Source organism: Dyella sp. Tek66A03 (genome assembly GCF_052567735.1).
Genome location: NZ_CP199584.1, coordinates 694587 through 711199 on the forward strand (window position 1 = coordinate 694587; position 16613 = coordinate 711199).

The following is a 16613-nucleotide window of genomic DNA, read 5'->3' on the forward strand; positions in this document are numbered from 1 at the left end:
GAAGAAGGAGGGTACACGGGGAGGCGCCATGGATGGCGCCGGCTTTGAGGAGTGAGGAGTGTACGTCCGTACACGACCGAGTGATGACGCCGGCCCGCGGGCAAACAGACCCGGCCCGGAGGGTTGAGTCCGTGCGCCCGCCAGGAACCGACGCGCGGCTCGACCTGACGGCCAGTCCTCGCTCCTCAAAGCCGGCGCCATCCATGGCGCCTCCCCGCGTGCAGGCGCTTCACCACGCCTCGCTCCCTGGCGGGCGCACGGACTCAACGCGGGCCACGCGGAGACTTTAGACAGGCTCTTAGAATTCGGCGACGTGTTCCTCGGCGGCAAAACCCAGGGTCACGGCGCCTTCGCCCACGTTGACCATGCCGGTGATGCTCATGGGGGCTTCCATCAGTTCCACGCCGAACTCTTCGCAGGCGGTGCGCAGCGGAGCATAGCCCGGCAGCTTGGCAAGTTCGGCCAGGTCGCCGCCGTAGCTGACGCAGACCACCGGCACCAGCAGACCCGCGCGCACTCTTTCGGCCGCGTAGTTGAACAAGGTCTCGGCGCCGTGCTCGAAGCCGCGCACCTTGCCGACCGGGCCGGTGTCGCCCCGATAGCCGCGCAGCAGTGGCTTGATATCCAGGGCCGAGCCCAGCATGGCGCTGATCAGGCCGACGCTGCGATCGCCCTTTTTCTTGGCGCGTGCGCGCAAGTAGTAGAGGTCGCGCGGCAGCATGTAGCCGTAGGAATTGTTGGCGATGTAGGTCAGGCGTTCGCGGATGGCGGCGGGTGTCTCGCCGGCTTCAATCAGCCGGATGGCCTCGACGATGGCCGGTGCGGCACCCGCGAACAGGTTGCGCGTGTCGATGACGCGCATCAGGAAGGGGCCGGTGATGCCGCTTTTTTCGCGCACGGCGCGATAGTTCTTGAGCACCGCGAAGCTGGCCTTGATCACGTGTTCGTTGATCGGGCTGCGCGTGGCCGTGATGGTGAGGCAGAACACGCAGTCCTGCTCCAGCACGAGCTTTTCGAGAAACAGCTTTTGTACTTCCTCGACGGAACAGGGCTCGGTTTCGGCCGAATGGCTACGGCTGCCGAGGTTGCGATCGAGAAAACGATGCAGTTCGACCTGACTGCGATTGTCGAGGAACACCTCGTCATCGACGCGCACGGTAATGGGCATTACCGCGATATTGTGTTTCTGTAGAAACGCCTGCGGTATATCGCAGGACGCGTCGATGGCCAACCCCATCCGCATCATGTCACCCCCCAGTGAACGGCGTTGCCAACATAGCATGGGCGGTGAAGGCTGCCGACCCCGACGAATGGGTGATGTCCAGCCCGTTGTCGCGAGTAAGATGCGCGCACTGATCTGGCATCTTGCCGGCGTGGCGTCGCCGGTAACGCGCAGCTATCCCAAGGCTGCGCCGACCTCAAAGGGTCTTATGAAGGACAAACAGGAAATCGTCTCCAACTGGCTGCCGCGCTATACCGGTACGCCACTGGAGCTGTTCGGCGAACACATCCTGCTGACCAATTTTGGCCATTACGTGGAACAGTTCGCGCAATGGCACGGCGTGGATGTGCAGGGTCGCGATCGGCCCATGCCGAACGCGACCGCCGATGGCATCACGCTGATCAATTTCGGCATGGGCAGCCCCAACGCCGCCACGGTGATGGACCTGCTCAGCGCTATCCGGCCCAAGGCGGCGTTGTTCCTGGGCAAATGTGGTGGCGTCAAGAAGAAGAACGCAATCGGCGACCTGGTGTTGCCGATCGCCGCCATCCGCGGCGAGGGCACGTCCAACGACTATCTGTTGCCGGAAGTGCCGGCGCTGCCGGCCTTCCAACTGCAGCGCGGCGTCTCCACCACCATCCGCGACCTCGGCCACGACTACTGGACCGGCACGGTGTACACCACCAACCGCCGGGTCTGGGAGCATGACGAGGGGTTCAAGGATTATCTGCGGCGCACCCGCTGCATGGCCGTGGATATGGAAACGGCCACTATTTTCGCGGCTGGCTTTGCCAACAAGATTCCTTGTGGTGCCCTGTTATTGGTGTCGGATCAGCCCATGATTCCCGAAGGCATCAAAACCGAGGCCAGCGACCGTGGTGTCACGGCGCAGTTTGTCGAGCGCCACATGCGCATTGGTATCGAGGCCCTGAAGCTGGTGCGTCGCAATGGGCGCAGCGTGAAGCATCTGCGCTTTGAGGACGACGCCGGATTCGACTAGCGCCGGTGATTATTAAAAGCCCGGGCCAGGCGTCGCACGACGCCGGCCCAGGCACACGGTTTTTTCACCGTCGTTTCACTGCAAACCCATGATTGTCTGCCAATAGCGGGCGGCTTTGCTTGCCCGATGGATTAACAAATCAAGTCATCTCGAAATTATATTCGAAATAATGAAGAACGCGTGAAAGTTAGCGAAATATAATCCGCAATTGTTATTCACGTAGTCTACACATAATCGATATTTTGTTCGTTCATATTTAATTTCAACGGTTATTTCTTGCTGTATAGATTTTATTGACTATCTGTAAGTAAAGCGTGATAAATGCCCAGCGCTTAGGCCTCTGGCCTATCCCTAATGTTTGGGTTCATTTGGCGCGGATTTGGGCGGGGACTTTTCCAAATCCAGTCACACTAATAATGGGAGGCTGTCTCATGAAGTTCGGGGAAAATAAACTTTGCACGTCGGTGCGCCTGGCGCTGTCGCTCGGTATGCTCGCAGCTAGCGTTTATGGCACCACAGCTTTCGCGCAGGATGCGCAGACCGCCGCGCCGCCACCACCGCCACCGCCGCCGGATCAGGCCAAGAGCAAGACGCTTGAGACGGTCACCGTGACCGGTTCGTTGATTCGCCGCGTTGACGTCGAGACGTCCAGCCCGGTCGTCACCATCGACCGCGCCCAGATCCTAGCTACCGGCAAGCAGACCCTGGGCGACCTGGTGCAGCAGCTGCCGGCGATGACCGGCGGCAACGTCAATCCGCAGACCAACAACGGCGGCGGTACCGGCGCTTCCACCATCAACCTGCGAGGCCTGGGTTCACGCCGCACGCTGATCCTGGTCAATGGCCAGCGCCTGCTGAGCAAGGATCCGAACGCCATTCCAGTCGATGCGATCGAGCGCATCGAGGTGCTGCCCACCGGCGCTTCGGCGACCTACGGTTCGGACGCCATCGGCGGCGTGGTCAACTTCATCCTGCGCAAGAACTACCAGGGTGCGACGTTCACCGCCAACGTGGGTCAGTCCGATCGCAATGACGGTGACCAGACCGGCTATAGCTTCACTTTCGGGCAGACGTCCGACAAGGGAAGCATCATGGGAGGCATTAGTTACAACAAGCAGGATCCCGTCTCTTCATCCGCACGAGACTTCTCCAAGAATGCGCTGACCCTGTCGCACGGCAAGGTGTTCGTCGGTGGTTCATCATCCACACCGGTGGGCTACATCCAGTTGCCGGGGTTTGACGCCAACGGAAACGTCATCCCTGGCAGTCTGGCGGACCAGTTCGGGGGGTGCTCGCACGTATCACTGAGCAAGGGTGGCAACAGCCAGATAGTCAACACGGCGAACTATCACTGCTACACCAACGCTGACAAGTACAACTACGCGTCGGTCAACCTGATCATGACCCCGCAGGAGCGTACCAGCGGCTACATCTTTGGTGACTACCACCTCGGCGACCACGTGACGGCTTACGTGGATGCCATCTATACCAAGACCTCGTCCAACTTCCAGTTGGCACCGGCGGTGTATGGCTCCGATACAACGGGCGCGAATATTGCCGGCCCGGACCCGGTAACGGGTCTAGGCGCTAACGCCTTCAACCAGTTCGGCACGAGTTTTGGCACCAGCGGTAACCAGTTCCGTTCACGCCTGACCTCGAATGGCAATCGTACGGCTGGGGTCGGCAGGGACGACGCCCAGGTCAATACCGGCTTCAAGGGCGACTTCACGGTCTGGGAGAAGAACTGGAACTGGGACGTTGGCTACAACTACGGCCACCAGAGCGTCGTGACCACGACCGGTGGCCTGGTCGACCAGACCAAGCTGTATACGGGCACATCCACCATTGGCGCGGATGGTCTTGCGACCAGCCCAAATTGCCCCAGCGTGGTGGCCTGCCAATTCAATCCGTTCGACATCAATACGCCAGGTTCGATTGCGGCGATCAAGGCGGCGAATGTAGCGGCTCCTTCCAACCTCTACACGATCGAAAAGACCTGGCACGCCGGTCTTAACGGCGAGGTGTACACCCTCCCGGCCGGTGCCATACAGCTGGCCGTCGGTGCCGAGTACCGTACGGAGTACGAGCGGTCCATCCCGGCACCGCAGCTGGTGATCGATCCCCTCACCGGCACCTGCGCTCTGGGCAGCCAGTGCCTCAGCGCCGTGCAGGGTGGTTACAACACCAAGGAAATTTACGCCGAAACGTTCATTCCGATCCTGGCTGGCATGACGGGCGTGCAGTCGCTTAACCTGACCATCGGTAGCCGTTATTCGCGCATCCAGACCTTTGGCAGCACGAACAACTTCAAGTTCGCGCTTGAATGGAAGCCGATCGACGACCTGTTGGTGCGTGGCACGATGGAAGATGTGTTCCGCGCGCCTAACCTCACCGAGCTCTACGTCTCGGGTTCGGATGCGCCGTTCATCCATACCGATCCCTGTACCGGCTACACCGGCGCGCCGGCGGGCTCACCGCTGGCCATGGCCTGCCAGTTCGTGCCGCCCAATGGCACGTTCCAGAACACTTCGGTGGTGTCGCAGACCCAGGCCTCCACGGTCATACAAGGTGCTCGCGTGGCGGGTTTCCCGGTCAAGCCGGAACACGGCACTTCGTATGACTTCGGTCTGGTGTATAGCCCGTCGTATGTGCCAGGCCTGTCCACCACGGTCGACTTCTGGCGTGTGCAGCTGAGGGACACCATCGTCAATGTGGGCCTGCAAAGCCTGCTCAATCTTTGTGCGGCCGGGTCGACCATCTATTGTCAGTACATTCACCGCACGCCCAGCGGCCCGAATGCAGGCCAGTTGCTGCAGTCCACCGTTGAGCCGGTCGGCAATCTGGGCAGCCTGAGCACCGCCGGCATCGACTGGCAGGCAAACTACAAGCTGCCGCAATTCTCGTTTGGCCAGTTCAACGTCGGCGTCAATGCCACCTACCTGAGGTACTACACCCAGGAAACCTCACCAGGCGTCCCCGGCAATATTACCTACCAGAATGCCGGTCGCTTCCTGCCGTTTGGTTCCGCTCAGGCCGCTGCCTGTCCCGATAACACGGGCATCTGCCTGTTCCCGCGCTGGCGTGCACAGGGCTTCGTGGATTGGCAGCAGTATGGCTGGAGTGCCCAGTGGCGTATGCGCTGGATTGGTAGGTTCTCCAACGGCGGCGCCGCGGGCTCCCAATACGACACGCAGCCGGACTTCGTTTCGGGCACGATCCTGCACTACGGCTCGACGATGTATAACGATGTCTCGCTCGGCTACAACATCGCGCCGATCAACACGCGTGTGGACTTTGGCGTCAACAACATCTTCGACAAGCAGCCGCCTATTCTGTACGCGAACAACACCCTCAACGCTAACACCGACCCGAGTGACTTCGACCTGATGGGCCGTTATTACTATGCTCGCGTAACGGTCAAGTTCTAACTCGACTCGTAGCGTCAACCTCAAAGGGCCGCGTGAATCATTCACGCGGCCTTTTTTATGACGGTGATGCGTACTCTTTCGCGTGATGCCCACTCACCGAAGGATGATGATCGGGCGGCTGGCGGCATGGATGACCACGTCAGCATGGAGTTCCCCAAGCATCTATATGCCGCCGTGGCTTGGGCACACCAATGAGCCAAGGGGGAATGCCGGGTAAGCCAGCGTCCACCTGGACCTGTCCGGGGTACGCCGCCTTTGAGCGCGGAGGCGCCGGGCGGCGGGGCGGCACACCGCGCGTCTCGCAATCGCGCCCAGGCGAACGTGCCACCTGGCGGCGAGGGAGCTGCTTGGGGGGGCGGGTTCAACCGTGCGACGAGTATTTCAAGAGCAGCCTTGAGCACTCCTGTGCGGCCCTGGGGGCGGACGCCATGGCCAATTCGCGCCCCGCGTTTGCCGACGACATGGCTTGTGAAGCCCATTGTCGGCCGCGAATCACCCTCGATTCCTGAAGGAATCAAAAACCGAAATGGCCGATCACGATGTCGCAACGCAATTTATTGGGTGTCGCATACGGCGAGGTATTGATGCAGTGAAACGGATTCGGCGTCCTGACTGGGGTGCAAGGACCTCGCGCTTGCATGCCTACCGTCGACTCCGCGTTAAATCATTGCAAATCAATGAGATGGAGCTTCCCCTGAGGCCGGATTCCATGCGCTGCGATTAGCGCATTCCGTCGTTTTGCGCTCGCGTCAGCCGGATCGGTGCCCCGCACTGCAGCGCCGGGTGCGGTCCAAAACGGGTTAGGATGGCGAGCGCAAGTCGCAGGAGCTTGCGATTATGCGTGGGAAAATACCGTTGCACAATGTATAAATTTTGTTGACTATTCGTAAGCAGAGCGCAATAAAATGCGTGGCGCTTTGACTACAAGATCGCCCCGTGATGGGTGAGTAGGGCGCAGGTTTGGAGCGGGGACTTTTTCCAAATCCAGTCATAAATAAATAACGGGAGGGTGTCTCAATGAAGTTCGGGGAAAATAAACTGTGCACGTCGGTGCGTCTGGCTCTGTCGCTGGGTGTGCTCGCTGCTAGCACCTACGGCACTGCTGCTTTCGCGCAGGACGCGCAGACCAGCACCACGGCGCCGGAAACCAAGAGCAAGACTCTCGAAACGGTCACCGTGACCGGTTCGCTGATCCGCCGTGTGGACGTCGAGACAGCCAGCCCGGTTGTGACGATCGATCGCGCCCAGATCCAGGCCACCGGCAAGCAGACGCTTGGCGACCTGGTCCAGCAGCTGCCGGCCATGACCGGCGGTAACGTCAACCCGCAGACCAACAACGGTGGCGGTAGCGGTAGTTCAAGCATCAACCTGCGTGGCCTGGGATCCAAGCGTACGCTGATCCTGGTCGACGGCCAGCGCCTGCTCAGCAAGGATCCGAACGCCATTCCGGTCGACGCGATCGAGCGCATCGAAGTGCTGCCGACCGGCGCCTCGGCGACCTACGGTTCGGACGCCATCGGCGGCGTCGTCAACTTCATCCTGCGCAAGGGCTACCAGGGGGCGACCTTCAGCGCGAACGTCGGCCAGTCCGATCGCAATGACGGTGACCAGAGCGGCTATACCTTCACTTTCGGACAGACGTCCGACAAGGGAAGCATCATGGCCGGCCTGAACTACAACAAGCAGGACGGCGTCGTATCGGCAAACCGCGCCTTCTCCAAGAATGCGCTCAGCCTTTCCGGTACCCAGGTCAACGTTGGTGGTTCGTCCAACACCCCGTATGGTCATATCCAGCTTCCGGCCGCCCTCAAGAGCCTCTTCCCGGGCGGCTGTGGCGGTGTCTCCTCCGGCTACGTGACCCTGAATCCGGGTGCCAACAGTAATGTTGTGTCGCCGGCCAACTACCACTGCTACAACTCAGGCCCGACCACCGACAAGTACAACTACGCGGCGGTCAACCTGATCATGACCCCACAGGAGCGTACCGGCGGCTTCATCAATGGTGACTACCACCTCGGTGACCACGTCACCGCTTACCTGGATGCGATCTACGCGAAGACCTCGGCCAATTTCCAGCTGGCACCGGCTGTGTATGGCACCGGCACGGGCGCCGTGGTTGCCGGCCCGGACCCGGTAACGGGTCTAGGCGCTAACGCGTTCAACCCGTTCGGCGCCGTCTTTCAGACCCCCGTTGCGAAGACCGACCGGAAGTTCGGTTCCCGTCTGGTCACCGCTGGCTTCCGCCAAGCCTTCACGGGCAGGGAAGACGCCCAGATCAACACCGGCTTCAAGGGTGACTTCACTGTTCTTGAGAAGAACTGGAACTGGGACGTCGGTTTCAACTATGGCCACCAGAGCGAGACCATCACGACCACGGGCTTGGTTGATCAGACCAAGTTGTACACGGGCCCTTCGACGCTCAATCCGGATGGCTCCGCTACGTGCCCGGCTGGCGTTGACCCTGTTGCCTGCCAATTCAATCCGTTCGACATCCACTCGGCCGGCAGCGTCGCCGCGCTCAGGGGTGCCAGCACTGCAGCTCCGTCGAACATCTACACCCTCCAGAAGACCTGGCACGCTGGCCTTAACGGCGAGTTGTTCACCCTTCCGGCCGGTGCCGTGCAGTTGGCCGCTGGTTTCGAATATCGCAAGGACTACGAGCACGCGGTCCCGTCGCCGCAGCTGGTGATCGACCCCACCACCGGTAGCTGCGTCCTGGGTAGCCAGTGTCTCAGTGCCGTGCAGGGTGGTTACAACACCAAGGACCTCTACGCCGAAACGTTCATTCCGGTGCTCGCCGGTCTGCCGGGTGTGCAGTCGCTGAACCTCACCGTCGGTGACCGTTACTCGCGTATCCAGGGTTTCGGCAGCACGAACAACTTCAAGTTTGCGATCGAATACAAGCCGTTCGACGACTTGCTGCTGCGCGGCACCATGGAAGACGTGTTCCGCGCCCCGTCGCTGACCGAGCTGTATGCTTCTGGCTCTGATGCGCCGCTGATCCATACCGATCCGTGTACCGGTTACACGGGTGCACCCGCAGGTTCGCCGCTGGCCTTGGCCTGCGTGAACGTGCCGACCAATGGTACGTTTACGAACGACAATATTACTGGACGCACCCAGGCCGGTACGATCGTGCAGGGTTCCCGCGTTGCGGGCGTGCCGATCAAGCCGGAGCACGGTACCTCGTACGACTTCGGCCTCGTGTATAGCCCTTCGTACGTTCCTGGCCTGTCCACCACGGTCGACGTGTGGCGCGTGAACCTGCAGGACACCATCACCACCGTGGGTCTGCAGAGCCTGCTCAATGTCTGCGCTGCCGGTGCGACGCAGTACTGCCGCTTCATCGTTCGCGATGCCACGGGCCAGATCTCGCCCGCCACGATTGAGCCGGTAGCAAACCTCGGCTCCATCAGTACCAGTGGTATTGACTGGTCGGCCAACTACAAGCTGCCGCAGTTCTCCTTCGGCCAGTTCAACGTTGGCCTCAATGCGACCTATCTGAAGTACTACAACCAGGATACGGCGCCTGGTGTCGCGGCAGCGGACGTCTACAAGAACGCGGGTCACTTCCTGCCTTATGGCTCGGCGGCTTCGGCGGCCTGCCCGGATAACGCCGGCGTCTGCCTGTTCCCGCGTTGGCGCGCACAGGGTTACGCGAGCTGGCAGCAGGGTGGCTGGAGTGCTCAGTGGCGTATGCGCTACATCGGTACGTTCCAGAACGGCGCTCCGACGGGTTCGCCGCAGGACAGCTTCCCGGATGGCAATTCGGGCACGATCCTGCATTACGGTTCAACCGTCTACAACGACGTGTCGGTCGGCTACAACATCGCCCCGATCAACACCCGTGTGGACTTCGGCGTGAACAACCTGTTCGACAAGCAGCCGCCTATGCTGTACGCGAACAACACGCTCAATGCCAATACCGACCCGAGCGACTTCGACCTGATGGGCCGCTACTTCTGGGCTCGCGTGACGGTCAAGTTCTAAGTCAATAGAAGAAGCGTTAACCTTGAAGGGCCGCGTGAGTTATTCACGCGGCCCTTTTTTTTGGGACCACGATGCAAAACCTCATTCCCCAGATCGCCGCCGCCTTGAACGCGGGCCAGCTGCAGCAGGCCGAGCAGCTATGCCGGACCGCGCTGCTCGAAGCGCCGCGCGATGAGAATCTCCTGTTGCTGCTGGCGATGAGCCTGCAGTCACAGCAGCGCCTGCCTGAAGCGCTGCCGATCTACGCACAACTGACCGAGCTGTACCCGGAAAGCAGCGTGCATTGGGGCAACTACGGCACGGTCCTGGCCGACGCGGGCGCGGGGGACGAGGCACAGGCGGCCTATTCGAAAGCGATCCAGTTAGACCCCGGCAATCCCTTGCCAAGAGTTCACCTGGGTAGCTTGCTGATCGAGCGGCGCGACTATCTCGCCGCCCGCGAGGTCTTGCTCGATGCCGTCGCGCTGGATCGGCAGTCCCCATTGGCGCGCATTGAAGCCGCCAGGGCATGCTGTCTTTGCCAGGATACCGAGGGCGCCGGCGACCTGCTCAAGCCTTGGCGTAGCTGGTTTCCGATGAACGATGATGGCCTTCAACTGCAGCTGGCCCAGGTGCTGACGCTGAGGAACGATGTACCCGATGCGGCCCAGGTCCTGGAGGACCTGATCACCCGTCAGCCAGGAAACGCGGATGTGAGACTCCTGCTGGCCAGCATCTATGAGCGCTTCAACCGGCTGGACGATGCCGAGGCGATGGCCTTGCCCGTGGCCCGGGCGACGGCTGGCATAACCGACGCACAGCGCAATGAAGCCGACCATCTGCTGGCGACGCTGGCCCTGCGCGGGAACGACTTCGCCGGTGCCCGACGGCTGCTGGAAGGGTGTGGACCGCAGGACGAGGATGACTACGCACACTTTTTCCAGCTGGCTGCGGCGTGCGACAAGCTCGGGGATACGGCGGTGGCGATGGCTAGCCTGCGCGAAGCACATCGCATCGAGGCCAGGGAACGACGCTTCGACTCGCCCGAGTATTTCACGCCCGATGCGCCCGCCATGCCGGTCGACGCCCCCGGCGTGACGGTCGAGCAATACACTCGCTGGCCGCGACTGATCGCGCCCGAGGCACACGATTCGCCGATTTTTGTGGTCGGCTTTCCGCGCTCTGGCACGACCTTGCTCGAGCAGATGCTGGATGCGCATCCCGGCCTGCAGTCGATGGACGAGAACCCGTTCTTCAATCGTCTTGCCAACACCTTGCGCAGTCACGATCCGCGCATCCTGGAAGACCTCAGCGTGTTGCGGCAATACGACTGCGACGAGCTGCGCAAGAGCTATCACGCGATGGTGGCAGAGCGCATTGCGCGTCGCGTAGAGACGCGCCTGGTCGACAAGAATCCGCTGAACATGCAGTGGTTGCCGATGATCCATCGGCTGTTCCCCGAGGCGAAGTTCATCCTTGCACTGCGGCATCCGTGCGATGTCATTTTTAGCTGCTATATGCAGAGTTTTCGCTCCAGTGGCCTGGCGGCCGCTTGCAGCACGCTCGAACGTCTGGCCCACGCTTATGTGGAGACGATGACGCGCTGGCTCGAGCAGGTAAGCATCCTGCAGCCGACGGTGATGGTGTCGCGATACGAAGAGCTGGTGACGGACTTCCCGCAGCAGGCAGCACGCATCGCCCAGTTCCTCGAACTGGAAGACGCCTCACCGATGCTGCGCTTCGACCAGCATGCCCGCAACAAGACCTATATCGGCACGCCCAGCTATTCCCAGGTGATCGAGCCGGTGAACCGCAAGGGCATGGGTCGCTGGCACAAGTACCAGGGCGATATCGAACCGATCCTGCCGATTCTTGAACCGATGTTGCGCCAGTGGGGATATGCCACCGACGTGAGCGGCTGATCGGCACGCTCGTTTCAGCGTTCGGGAATCCGCAGCAGCGCCGGCAGATACGGCGCGTAATCGCGCCAGCGTCCGGCCGAACGGGTATGCACCGGCTGGCGGGCCTGCCACGCGCTGGCCGTGCTGATGCCGCGGCTTTCCTGCGTGGGTTCGACGGACGCGGCGGGTAAGCCCAGCCATTCGGCCAGCGCCGCCATGCCAGCGTCAGGCGCGGCCACGAGTGCTTCGTAATGCACGGTACGGATCGAGTCGGGATAGAGTTCGCACCAATGCGCCATCAGGCGACGGCAACCCTGGATCACCGTGGCGATGTCGTTGAAGTCGTAGGCGTAGTCGTGTGCGCGGTCATGGAACGATTGCGACCATAGGGACAGCGCGGTATCGCGCGCATCGCGTTGGCAATGGATGATGCGTGCATTCGGCCACAGCGCCATGATCAGGTCGACGTGCAGCAGATTCAGCGGTTGCTTGTCGACGAACCAGGTCGCGTTCGAGTCGTCCTGTCGCAGCTGTGCCGCATAGAGCGCGGCCGCTTCTTCAAACCGTTCGCGCTGGCTCGGTGGCGCCAGTGAAAGTCGCTGCGCCATCACCTGCAGCCAGCCCAGCTCACCGCGATTGCATACTTGCGGGTGACGTGCGAGCAGTTCGGCCAGCAGTGTCGTGCCGGAGCGCGGCACGCCCACGATGAATACCGGTGTCCAGTCGGCGGGCGCGGGCAGCGTCCATGGATAGGCAGGGGCCGCCAGGCGCGCCTCGACGGCGCGCTTCCATTGCTTGCGCGGCCAGTTGCGGGCGGCATGCGCACGCGCATTCGCTTCGCTGAAAAAGCGCACGGCCTGCGCATAGTCGGCGATGTCGTCGTGGGCCTTGCCCAGGGCGAACAAGGTGGTCGTGCGTGCGTTGTCGCTCAGCTCGGAGCGCTCAAGCAGCTCGCGGAACAGGGCGAAGTCGGCGTGGCTGGCGTCGCGGTAGCGCTGCAATCCGGACAGGCCGATCGGGATGTTCCACTCCACGGCTTGTGCGTCGTGGGCCAGCGCGAAATCGTAGTGTTCGCGTACTCGCTCGAACTGGCCAAGCTGGATGCCGAGCATCCCGGCATAGGCATGCAGGCGCGCATCCTCGGAGCCGGCCGCGAAGGCGGCCTCGCAGATTCGCGTAGCGTCTTGTGGGCGTCCGTAGTCGTCGAGCATCTCCACGGCCTGAATGACGGTGTCTTCGTCATGCGGGCCGTGCTTGAACAGTTGATGCATCGACTCTGCGGCGGCCTGCATGCGGCCTTGTTCGCGCAACAGACGGACCAACAGGAAGCTTGCCGCGATATCGTCGGGATGCCTGGACAGCCAGTCGCGCAGCAACGCTTCGGCCTGTGCATGTCGTTGCATCTGCCAGCACAGGCCGGCAAGTCCGACGGTCAGGTCAGCAGAAGCCGGGTAGCGCGTGGTCGCAGCTGCGAATACTTCCAGCGCCGTTTCCAGCTCGGTGCGCAATACCAGGGCGCGACCGCATGCCAGCCACGCCTGTTCGGAGGCATCGGACAGGGCATCGATCAGGGCTAGACGAGCGCGTAGCGGCAAACCCTGGGCGAGTTGCTGATCGTAGATCGCCAGGCAAGCCTGGCTCGCGTTTGCGGCCTGCACGGGGATGCCGGCGAATACGCTCATGATGCGAACGGTGGCAGGTGCAGCGCCTTGCGCAACGGATCGAGCAGGCTCCCGTAGCGATGTGAGCGGGCCGTGTCGCGGCGCAGGGGCTGGCGTACCTGGGTGGCGCTGGGCGAACGCACGTCGCGCACATTCTCATGAAAATGCAGGCAGGCTTCTTCGTACGGCAGCTGGCAAAACGCCAGCAACTCGCGGATCTGCGTTTCCGGATCGGCAACCAGTGCTTCGTAGCTGTTCTCGCGGACGAAGCCGGGGGCCAGGGCGGCACTCCGCGTCGCGCTGCGATCAAAGTCGCGCCAGAAGCTGGCCAGGTCGTCGAAGGTGCGGCTGTAGCCGTTGCTGTAATCGAGCTGTTGGCGATAGCAGGAGAAACAGGTTTCCAGCGGATCGCGGCGGCAAACCACGATGCGTGCGCCGGGCAACATCGCGCGGATGGCGCCGATATAGATCCAGTTGTTGGGCAGCTTGTCGGTGAACACCGGCCGCTGGCGACGCCAGTGCGCCGTGCGTTCCAGGTAGCGTTGCCCCAGGCGCTGCCAGTCCTGCGCTTGCATATCGTCGACCCACTGCGGAAACGGTTTGCCGCGGCGGCGCGATTCCTCGGCCAGCACTTGCGGCAAATCAGGCAATTCGCCGGCACCTTCCACTTGCGAGTGCGAGGCGAGGATCTGTTCGATCAGGGTCGAACCGGAGCGCGGCAGGCTGACAATGAAGATCACCTCCTGCCCCTGCGATCCGCTGGCACCCTGCGGGGCTGGCTGGAATGCGCTGGAAATGGCCGCGATGCTGTTCGAGAACGCGGTTGCGCTCCATGTCTGCTGGCGCCGGGCGATGGAGTTGGCCGTGGCCAGGGCGGCGAGCGATTCCGCGTATTGCCCCGCGTCGTCGAGCGCCTTGGCCAGGGCGAAGCCGATCGCGGTGCGGTCGTGTTCGCTCGCCTCCGGACGTTGCAGGGCGGCACGCATATGCGCGACATCATCCTCGCTGAAGCGCTGCGTCTTGAGATCGGCCAGACCCCACCAGGCCATGCCCGCGGCAGGATGCTTGGCGATCAGCGCACGGTACTCCGCCGCAGCTTCGGTCACCCGCCCGCGCGTGCGCAGCAGATCGGCGAGCAGCGCGCGTGCGGCGACATGATCGGGCGCCACGGCGATCGCGCGCTGCAGTGCTTCCACCGCTTCCTCGTTGCGCACACATTTGGTCAGCATGATGCCTAGGTTGTACCAGGCCAGGGCGAGACCGGGCTGCAGCTCGCAGCTGCGGCGCAGGGCCTGGATCGCCGCCTCGTATTCGCCGCTGCTACCCAGCAGGGAACCCATGGTGTTGTAGTAAAGCGGGTCCTGCGGGCGTTGCGTCAGCGCGCGCTGCATGACCCGAATGGCGTCCTTATGCTCACCGCGCAGGCTATGCACACCGGCCTTCATCCGCAGCACTTCGGGGTGGTCCGGATAGGCCGCCAGGGCAGCGGACAGATGCTGGTCGGCCTCGGCCACGCGCCCAGCGTCGAGCGCCTGCCCGGCGATCATGACGTGTTGGGTGGCGGCTGGTCCCAGACCTTGTAGACGCGGATTCATCAAAACCCCTATCAGGATGTGGTTTGCGCAGCGCATCAAGATGCGGGCATCGCTATGCGTACGGCTTCTCCAAACGCGTCTATTATGCCCATACCCGCCGCGACGAGGCCGGCGGTCTTTCCATGGGGTAGTAACGGGGCATGGCGGTAGATCAGACGATGAATGGCGGGATCCAGGCAGGTGCCGCAGCCCTGCGCGAGATGGCGGTGAACGGCTTGCGGCAGGGTGATGCCGGGTTGGCGGAGCAATATTTCGCCCGCTTGCTCGACCTGGTTCCCGGCGATGTGGAGGCGCTGCAGTTCCTGGCCAGCCGCCATTTGGTGCGTGGGGACGCCGTGCGTGCCGTGGCGATGCTGCTGACCGCCGAACAGGCACGACCCGACGCCCCAGACACGTTGCATCAGCTGGGTTCGGCGCAGATGGCCGCGGGTGATCTGCAGGGCGCCGTGCGCAGCTTGCGACGCTGCCTGCAGCTGGCCCCGCAGATCTTCGTCGCGCGCTTGCGCCTGGGCATCGCGTTGGAGCAGCTGGGCGAGGCACATAACGCGCTGCTGGCTTATTTCGGCGCCGTGAACGCCGCACAGACGCAAGGCCGCTGGATGAATGACGCCACCACCGCACCCGGCTTGCAGGGGGCGGTGAAACACGCGATTCAGTTCATCGACGCGGGGCGACGTCCGGTGTTCGACGCCGTATTGGAACCGTTGAGGCAGCGCTACGGACGGGCCGAGCTGACACGCGTGGAGCAATGCCTGGCCATCTATCTTGGCGAGCAGCCCGCGCCCTTGCCCGATCCGCGACAGAAGCCGAAGTTCCTGTATTTCCCCGGCGTGCCCAGCCAACCGTACTACCCGACCTCCCGCTTTCCGTGGCAAGCCGAGCTGGCGGCCGCCACCGCGTCCATCCGCGAGGAGTTGATGGCCGTGCTGACGGAGAATCAACCGTTGCAGCCGTTCCTGGGCGAGCGCTCGCCCGAGGAGCTCAAGGAGCATCTGCGTGCGTCTGGTAGCGAGGAGGCCGTGTGGGATGGCTACTTCTTCTATCGGCATGGCGAACGCTTTGACGAGCAGTGCGCCCGCTGCCCCCGCACCTCAGGCCTGCTCGACTCGCTGCCGCTGGTGCGCATTCGCGACCATGCGCCAGAGACCTTGTACTCGGTGCTGCGTCCGGGCACCCACATCCTTCCGCATCGTGGCGTTACCAATACGCGTCTCGTCACCCACCTGCCGTTGATCGTGCCGTCGGACTGCGCGATTCGCGTCGGTGGTGAGATCCACGAGTGGCAGGAAGGGCGCTGCGTCACCTTCGACGATACCTTCGAGCACGAGGCTTGGAACAACAGCAGCGAGACGCGCGTGGTGTTGATCCTGGACAGCTGGAACCCTGACCTCACCGATGTGGAGCGCGTGGCTGTGACCGACCTGGTCGAGGTCATCGGCGACTTCAACCGGGCCAGTGAAGTACCCGTGCCCTCGGGCTGAACCCCCAGCCCTTTTTTTATCAACCCGTGCGCCTCTCTACTGCAGGAGCGCACCCTGTGCGCGACGATCCGGCAGGATTGCCGGTTTGCACAGCGTCAGCTGCCCGCAGGGCGAGGGCCATGGATGGCCCGAGTGAAAAGCCAACGGAGCGGTAACGCCGTGATGGCGCACAGGGTGCGCTCCTACAACAGCGGCTCGCGACCACGCCAAACCAAGGCGTAAGCCAAAGACCTTGAAAGAACGGGCGCCAAGAGCCTGTTTGAAATCCGTCGTGATGTCAGGACATGGTCGGATGAGGGAAAAGTTACCCCAGCGATATCCGTCGTGATCCATTTGAATGCATTCGCCCGCTGCTG

The 16613-nt window shown here is 62.5% G+C and carries 8 protein-coding genes; 5 read left to right on the plus strand and 3 right to left on the minus strand.

From position 1 onward, the window contains the following. Positions 1 to 298: 298 nt before the first annotated feature. The gene (locus ACT01B_RS03035) at positions 299 to 1243 is read right to left on the minus strand and encodes a DegV family protein (RefSeq protein WP_445147412.1); all 945 of its coding nucleotides are present in this window, start codon (positions 1241 to 1243) and stop codon (positions 299 to 301) included. 187 nt (positions 1244 to 1430) lie between these two features. Between ACT01B_RS03035 and ACT01B_RS03040 the strand changes: the two genes are divergently transcribed. From ACT01B_RS03040 to ACT01B_RS03055, 4 genes are all read left to right on the plus strand, one after another. Continuing rightward, the gene (locus ACT01B_RS03040) at positions 1431 to 2222 is read left to right on the plus strand and encodes an AMP nucleosidase (RefSeq protein WP_445147413.1); all 792 of its coding nucleotides are present in this window, start codon (positions 1431 to 1433) and stop codon (positions 2220 to 2222) included. 431 nt (positions 2223 to 2653) lie between these two features. Then, positions 2654 to 5650 (plus strand): TonB-dependent receptor domain-containing protein, encoded by a 2997-nt coding sequence (locus ACT01B_RS03045; protein ID WP_445145921.1) that lies wholly within the window; start codon positions 2654 to 2656, stop codon positions 5648 to 5650. A gap of 1017 nt (positions 5651 to 6667) precedes the next feature. Continuing rightward, on the plus strand, positions 6668 to 9640 hold the full coding sequence (locus tag ACT01B_RS03050; protein ID WP_445145922.1) for a TonB-dependent receptor plug domain-containing protein: 2973 nt from the start codon (positions 6668 to 6670) through the stop codon (positions 9638 to 9640). Positions 9641 to 9711: 71 nt separating this feature from the next. Beyond that, positions 9712 to 11541, plus strand: a complete 1830-nt coding sequence (locus ACT01B_RS03055; RefSeq protein ID WP_445145923.1) for a sulfotransferase — start codon at positions 9712 to 9714, stop codon at positions 11539 to 11541. 14 nt (positions 11542 to 11555) lie between these two features. On the opposite strand, the gene ACT01B_RS03060 is transcribed toward ACT01B_RS03055, so the two are convergent. Further along, on the minus strand, positions 11556 to 13202 hold the full coding sequence (locus ACT01B_RS03060; protein ID WP_445145924.1) for a tetratricopeptide repeat-containing sulfotransferase family protein: 1647 nt from the start codon (positions 13200 to 13202) through the stop codon (positions 11556 to 11558). After that, positions 13199 to 14776: a tetratricopeptide repeat-containing sulfotransferase family protein gene (locus ACT01B_RS03065; RefSeq protein ID WP_445145925.1), complete on the minus strand. Its 1578-nt coding sequence runs from the start codon at positions 14774 to 14776 to the stop codon at positions 13199 to 13201. Before ACT01B_RS03065 ends, ACT01B_RS03060 begins: the two co-directional genes overlap by 4 nt. Positions 14777 to 14934: 158 nt before the next feature. On the opposite strand from ACT01B_RS03065, the gene ACT01B_RS03070 reads away from it, so the two are divergent. Continuing rightward, positions 14935 to 16257, plus strand: coding sequence for an aspartyl/asparaginyl beta-hydroxylase domain-containing protein (locus ACT01B_RS03070; protein WP_445145926.1), 1323 nt, complete (start codon positions 14935 to 14937; stop codon positions 16255 to 16257). The last annotated feature ends 356 nt before the right edge of the window (positions 16258 to 16613 follow it).